Origin of the sequence: Lawsonella clevelandensis (assembly GCF_003241315.1) — a bacterium.
Taxonomy (GTDB): domain Bacteria; phylum Actinomycetota; class Actinomycetes; order Mycobacteriales; family Mycobacteriaceae; genus Lawsonella; species Lawsonella clevelandensis_A.
In genome coordinates, this window is the sequence record NZ_QFOZ01000015.1 from 1 (window position 1) to 6,779 (window position 6,779).

The following is a 6,779-nucleotide window of genomic DNA, read 5'->3' on the forward strand; positions in this document are numbered from 1 at the left end:
TGTGGATCGAGGTCGACAAAAGAGGACGCCGGGAGCGCCAGATTGTGAGGTTGGGGGACAAGGGCGGCTACGACTGCGGTTTAGCCCTGGAGGACGTGCGGTTGTTCCGGGATGCGTTGTCGTGGCTTGAGGATCAGGCCGGGCAGAGGTACGGCAATGCTGCCGATACAGGCCGCTTGATCGGTGTAGAAATCGATGTTTGGTGAAAGTCATGAGACTTAGGCATGTGAGCTTTGCGTGGGGATTGAGTTGGGGACCGTGCAGGAGTACGGGAGATACCCAGGAGCATCATGATGCCTATATATTTTTGCATTCGTGCATCGTGTGAGGACGGATCCTCTCTCCTCCTCCCCCCCGATGTTGATGTGGTCTTGGTGAGGATTACAGTGTGAGTGTCAATCTGATGGAATGGATTGATGCCCCGGATGGTCTGGGAAAGCTGACGAAGGTCGGAGCATCAGACCGTGCGGAGTAGTTTCAGGTTCCGTTATGGTTTCACGGGCACCAGTGCCGTCTGCGAGCCCCCGGAACGCTTCTGTGAAGGAGCAACATGCCAGCAACAACGTTACGTAAGCTTGTATCGGAACTGGTGGTAGCGGCAGATCGGTTTTGTAAACCTATCTTGCAAGCCTTGTTTGATGTAATGATCAACTACGGCCTCTTAGCTCCCAAGGGGGGATGATCCGGACGCCGACCATGCTTACCACTTTATTGCACGTGAAGGCTACGTCGAACTGACGAAAGGCCATCCACGAGCATTGGATCGCAGTCTGCTGGTTTTACCTGCTTCGGGTCCGACGCAGCATCTGTGCTTCTGCGGTCGCCAGTAGGACCGGAGGAGTATGATCTGTCCGGGCTTGCCAATGCGATGTGTTCGATCCCGCGCCCCTCAAAAAAGAGATAGTGCGGGTCCAGGGCTGTCGAGAATCATTGTTGATGCCTCGACAGACATCACTGTAACCGCCCGTAATCTATCGGCTGTAGCAGTTGGTCGAGCTGCAAAGTTCAATAACCATGCTGCAAAATTATTGGATTCCCCAGCGCAAACTTAAAGAAACTATTTTCCTTGTGTGTAGTAAACGTACTAGAGACTGTTTCATGGTCCAAATCACAGATCGGATATGTCAAGACCAGATTGCCATCAATAGTGCATTGAGAGTTGATAAGATTGATGAAAATTAGTAGTAGCTGTGAACGATCATCGTATCTTCCACTAAACCAACTCATATGGCATGAAAAATGCGAAACCCTGCGTCTCAAGCATCTTACGAAATTGCTAGAGCATGAGGCCTTACGAGAAAGCATCCACGTAGCCCAAGGGTCACCCTATATCATCCTTGATGGAGCCCACAGGTGTCGAGCAGCTCTTTATTTAGGATTCGATTCCATACCGGCACATATTGTCCCGATGACTCCAGAGCAATCCGTGTCTGGTTGGGTGCATGTCTATAACACTCGAAAATTTTCTTTCGTGCCACCATTGGTGCGTGGGGGGAATCGAGGATCAGTTATCGCCATTTTACACGATGGCGACTTGCGACAAGAAGTCCGTTCAAAGAGCGACTTAGCTTCAGATCTATTTTATGCTTACTGGGATCTTGCGGGGCTCTTGAGAAGACTTGATTATCGACGTTTAGCGAATGTACCCACTCAAGGACAGTTTGTGGAATGGGTTCTTCCTCCGTGGGGGGTTATAGCCGAGATAGCTACTAATTACGGGCCGCTACCAGCAGGTATAACTCGTTTTGGATCAGTTTTTTCGAAAAAATGCCCACGATGCATTGCTGAGTACGAAGAAGCCTATCATGGGTGACCCATTACTTGATAGTGATGAGGAAGTGAATGCCCTAGCGGCCTTGAAGAAGATTATTGAGATTCAATATTTCATGGTGAACCATATGACATCTACTAATTCTCTTTCTCGAGGTGGCTTGTAATTATAGTAATTACAAAATTTTTCTAGTTAAGATTAGGCAACCACTGAAGCTGCTCTTGAGGTTCTTCCGAACAGTGAGATGGTGGCAATCCATCCAATAATTCTTGCCCGCTGACGCAAGAGATGACGACTCCCTCGCCGTGACCACAGACAGAGATCACATGCGAGCTATCGGCATCGCACCAACTATAAAACTGAATACCGTCTGTCATCCCTTCAGCTGGCGACAGTAAAGTTTGATCTATTACTGAGAAAGAATCTAACGGAACAGTGAGCCCCAGTCCCAGATATTTGAGGTATGCCTCCTTCCGCGTCCAGATCATTGCTCGAGCGATAGAGAGGGGAGCCGTGGTGGTCGTTTGCAAGGTCTCCACTTCTTCCACTGAAAAATCTTCCGAAACCGCCGCTAAACCTGGCTCAGTGACTGTTTCGACGTCTACGCCAACAGGATATGAGCTTGTGGCACAGACAATCCAGCTTCCAGCGTGCGACAAGTTGAACTTAGGACCACCACAGTTCGCTAGTAACGGCTTCCCGAAAGCGTTCTTCGATATCTCTGACTGTACTGGAACCTTATAATCAAGCTCTAATGAGTAGGATCGGAGTTCGTCAGCTATGAGGCAGCGCAAGCAGTCATCTATTCGCACGTATCGTCGTGCTCTATCTCGTCGTTCAGGAGTAGCTCTTTCCATCAGCTGCGGCAAGGCACTCTTGGGGAATGTATCGAGTGACACACAAGAGATGCAGATCAATTTTTGATTCTCCCTTCCAATGTGGTCCTACAAGGAGGTACACTAACTCATGAAGTAGGTGCCAAGTTACTTCAGCGTGCATCACTGGGGAGGTCGCGCATATATGTTGCTGTATCTGCTATTTTATCAACGCCGTTCGTAGGAAGCATCAGCATGATTGAGATCCTTAACGTCTTGCCTAAACCTCTTCCAATGACGCCTATAGTCTGCACAAGACTCTTCACTATGAATTTGCTTTCATGCTATGAAAAAATCCAATGCCATGCGCTGTAGGGGAAAATAAATGATTGCAGGATCTATTGAAGAACTAGATGAAAATGCTCAATTTGTTCGCATAAAAAATTCATTTCCTAAGCATGATGTTTACGTAAAGTTAGAAGGCTTAAACACTGCTGGTTCCGTGAAGCTCAAGACGGCTATCGCGCTCGTCGATAGCTTAGAAGAGCTGCATGGTCTTCAGCCAGGAGGGTGGGTGATAGAGTCCTCTTCTGGGAGTTTAGGTATAGCACTTTCTGCTGTATGTGCGCGCCGAGGATACAAATTAACAATCGTTACAGATCTGAATGCAAATGCAAGGTCGATTGCGCATATGCGTGCTCTGGGAGCGGAAGTAGAAATTGTTCAATCGCTGGATACAGCGGGCGGATTTCTTGGGACGCGACTTGCTAGGGTTCGTGAGTTAGTAGAGATGCCAGGTGGGCCGTTATGGACAAATCAGTACGAAAATCCAGCCAATCCTGAGGTTCATTCAAGAAAAACATATAAAGCGATTGTTGAAGAATTAGGCGATCCTGATTACCTATTTGTAGGTGCTGGTACCACAGGCACGCTGATGGGTGTATATAGGGCTGTCATGAAGCGTGGTTCATGCACCAAAGTGTGTGCTATTGATAGCACTGGTTCAGTGACTTTCGGAGGATTTCCTTCGCGGCGGTATATTCCTGGCTTAGGCGCTAGTATAAAACCGCCAATCTTTGACGAAAAATTGCCTATAAAAAGGTATTATATTGATGAAATTGATACCGTGAGACAGTGCCGACGCATTGCGCAGGCTGAGGGATTTTTACCGGGTGGATCGACTGGAACCGTGCTAGCAGCATTTGATGCTCTTCGAGATAAAATTCCCGAGGAAAGCCGCGTTGTCGTTATTTCTCCTGATCTTGGAGAAAGATACCTAGATGGAGTATATGACGACGATTGGGTTATGGAAAAATTTGGAGAATCAGCATTTAACTATGCTATTCGTCCAGTTGCGCACGAGGTGAAAGAAATGGGAGGCATTTAAATGACGGAATACAGTGAGATGCTAGTTATAGACGCCAAACTTTCCGAAGAATTTTTAAAGGGAAGGGAGTCGTTTCTCATTGATCTTGTTGAACGTGTTTACCGAGCACACCATGCCGGAAATACTGTATGCCCTGATAGTTATTTTCTCCGGTTCCCAGGAGCTCCACGAGATCGCATAATTGCGTTGCCATCTTATATTAACGATCAAGCTTGTGTGTCAGGTATTAAATGGATTTCTAGTTTTCCTGAAAATGTTGATCATGGGCTACAAAGAGCTTCAGCAGTCATCGTGCTAAATAACCCAGATAACGGCTATGCTTATGCTTTCATTGAGGCCAGCCGTATTAGTGCGGCTCGTACAGCTGCCTCGGCTGCGCTTGCAGTTCGAGTTCTTCACGATGCTCCTACGAGTATCGGTGTAGTAGGCAGTGGCCCTATTGCACAGACAACTTTACATTTTGTTAAGTCGCTATATACGGCAGCAGTTCCGGTGAAAATTCATGATTTGAATAGTGAATTAGTCGCACGTATGGTTACTCGGCGTGGTCCCGAGTGTTCGGTAGTCAGTTTAGAAGAGGCTCTTGGCTGTGATCTCGTGCTATTAGCTACCAACGCTGGAACTCCTTATGTGCCGATGAGTGTACGTTTCCAGCCGAACCAGCTCATCCTTAATATCTCGCTTCGTGATTTACACCCAGAGAGCATTAAAACGGCTAATAACGTGTTTGATGATGTTGAACATTGTCTGAAGGCAAACACTACTCCCCACCTCCTTGAACAGTTGAACGGAAATCGGGATTTTGTCACAGGAACGCTGGCCGAATTTATCTGCTCTGAGAAGCAACTTGACCCTGATCGCCCAACCGTATTTTCTCCGTTTGGTTTGGGAATTTTGGACCTTGCTGTTGCTCAAAGCTTGTACGAGCACGTTCAAGCATCAGGCGGTGGATTACGTGTTCCAGACTTTCACGGAGACATGAAGCGGTGAATGCAGAGTGATAAATCTTACCAAGAGTCTTGAAAAAAATGGGTTGGGCTTGTTTGTGACCGGAAGTGCGATGGCCGGGGAGAACTTCGACTGGCCTTTAGAACGCACGCTCTACTCGTACTTAGTTGAATGGGCCCATATCACTTCACATCACGTTGCCGTAATAGACATTAATGGTGAAGAAATCACCTACGAAGTGTTATTGAGTCTAGTTAACAGTCGAGCCTACTTTTTAGAGAAAAAACACGCTTTTGGGAAAGTTGTCATTTCAGAGCGTTCGCGCGATATCGAATGCCTTGTTGATATACTAGCTTGTAGTGCCGTAGGTGCCATCTATGCACCCGTTGATCCTCGGTGGCCAGAGACCCGTCGTAAACATATTAAGACGATTACGAACGCCGTCGCCATTTTCACTGATACTACTTTGCGCGAAACGGAAGTAAAGGCGCCACTAGGCGACACTTTTTTGGAGCGTGTGGATGATCCTTACAACGTCCCAAGCTACTGCTTTTTCACCTCGGGTAGCACAGGTGAACCGAAAGGTGCGCTAATTGCTCAGACGGGCATGATGAATCATTTGCACAGCAAAGTTCACCTCCTTCAGCTTGGAGCTGGCTCAGTTGTGGCCCAGACGGCGCCTACTACCTTTGATGTATCCATTTGGCAATTTTGTGCAGCCTTGCTGGTCGGCGGTACGGTACGGATCGTACCCGACGATATTTCACGGGATCCACATGAGCTTTGTTCTTTGCTGGAAGAGAAGCGTATAACACACATTGAACTAGTTCCGACAGTATTTCGTGAACTTATTCACGAAATTGGGTCAAGCGTGTCTTTCTCTGGGCTTGAGTATGTTCTGGTGACTGGTGAAGAATTACCCCTTCGGTTGGCTAGAGACTGGGTAGAAAAATTTCCGGCTGTCCCGTTGATTAATGCGTATGGTCCTACGGAATGTTCTGATGATGTAACGCATGCGGTCGTGGATGGCGAATCGCTTAACTCAGGTGAAGTTCCCATCGGAATTCCAATACCTAATACGTCTTTATACGTATTAGAGTACGCAGAAGGTACTTGGCGTCCAGTTTCTCCTGGAGCGCAAGGCGAGCTTTTCGTTGCTGGTCTTTGTGTGGGTTTAGGTTATATCGGACGCCCAGATAAAACCGCTCAAGCATTTGCCAGGATTGACGGATACCCATTCCGAATATACCGCACCGGAGATCTCGTTCACCAGCGAGCGGATGGCCAGCTGGTTTACGATGGCCGCGCTGATCGACAGATAAAAATTAGTGGAGTACGGATTGAGCCCGGTGAAATCGAGAATCGTATCCTTCGAGAAATCCCAGAGCTTGAAGACGTTGTAGTGGTTAAATTCCACCCTCGTGTCCGTGAACGTCGAGCAATGGTGCTCCGAGAGACGACGCACCAGTTTCTTTGCCAAGGAGACGCTAGCTTGGCCGCATTCTATCTTCCTCGCGCCGATTGTTTAGTTACTCCAAAAATGCTTAATAGTCGCGCGAAAAGAAGTTTCCCGAGAGTGATGTGTCCATCACGGTGGATAGAGGTTACTGATATTCCCACTACTTCAAATGGCAAGGTAGATATTAAGTTATTAGAGCGCCATGCTGGGGAACTGTTACTGAATGAAGTTCAAGAGTCAAGAGAGGGATCTATTCCCGGTAGAGTTGAACAGAATCAGGACTCTTTCATTCTTCTCGTTCAGGACGTGCTTGGAACTCCTGTGAATCCAGAACTAACATTCATCGAATCCGGAGGCGATTCTCTTCGAGCCATTCAGTTAGCCAATATTGTCCGCTCA

General features: G+C 47.6%; 5 protein-coding genes and 1 pseudogene. 5 read left to right on the forward strand and 1 reads right to left on the reverse strand.

The annotated features are described in order from the left end of the window. Together DI579_RS07075 and DI579_RS07080 are read left to right on the forward strand one after the other, a co-directional pair. Positions 1-206: pseudogene (locus tag DI579_RS07075) on the forward strand (ribonuclease E); the annotation flags it as partial. Between the two features lie 1,599 nt (positions 207-1,805). Continuing rightward, on the forward strand, positions 1,806-1,937 hold the full coding sequence (locus tag DI579_RS07080; RefSeq protein WP_303679003.1) for a hypothetical protein: 132 nt from the start codon (positions 1,806-1,808) through the stop codon (positions 1,935-1,937). A gap of 22 nt (positions 1,938-1,959) precedes the next feature. Here DI579_RS07080 and DI579_RS07085 read toward each other — a convergent pair whose 3' ends face one another. Next, entirely contained in the window at positions 1,960-2,670 is a 711-nt protein-coding gene (locus DI579_RS07085) for a 4'-phosphopantetheinyl transferase superfamily protein (RefSeq protein WP_303679005.1), read from the reverse strand. Between the two features lie 301 nt (positions 2,671-2,971). Between DI579_RS07085 and sbnA the strand changes: the two genes are divergently transcribed. The 3 genes from sbnA to DI579_RS07100 all read left to right on the forward strand — a co-directional run. Then, on the forward strand, positions 2,972-3,973 hold the full coding sequence (gene sbnA, locus DI579_RS07090; protein WP_134790672.1) for a 2,3-diaminopropionate biosynthesis protein SbnA: 1,002 nt from the start codon (positions 2,972-2,974) through the stop codon (positions 3,971-3,973). Then, on the forward strand, positions 3,974-4,963 hold the full coding sequence (gene sbnB / locus DI579_RS07095) for a 2,3-diaminopropionate biosynthesis protein SbnB (RefSeq protein WP_303679006.1): 990 nt from the start codon (positions 3,974-3,976) through the stop codon (positions 4,961-4,963). 7 nt (positions 4,964-4,970) lie between these two features. Beyond that, positions 4,971-6,779, forward strand: a 1,809-nt coding sequence (locus DI579_RS07100; protein ID WP_303679007.1) for an amino acid adenylation domain-containing protein, incomplete at its 3' end; no start/stop codon positions are given.

Excerpts from the sequence above, each read along its gene's own strand:
- DI579_RS07080 (WP_303679003.1), top strand. The coding sequence starts at position 1,806 with ATGGGTGACCCATTACTTGATAGTGATGAGGAAGTGAATGCCCTAGCG.
- sbnA (WP_134790672.1), top strand. The coding sequence starts at position 2,972 with ATGATTGCAGGATCTATTGAAGAACTAGATGAAAATGCTCAATTTGTT.
- sbnB (WP_303679006.1), top strand. The coding sequence starts at position 3,974 with ATGACGGAATACAGTGAGATGCTAGTTATAGACGCCAAACTTTCCGAA.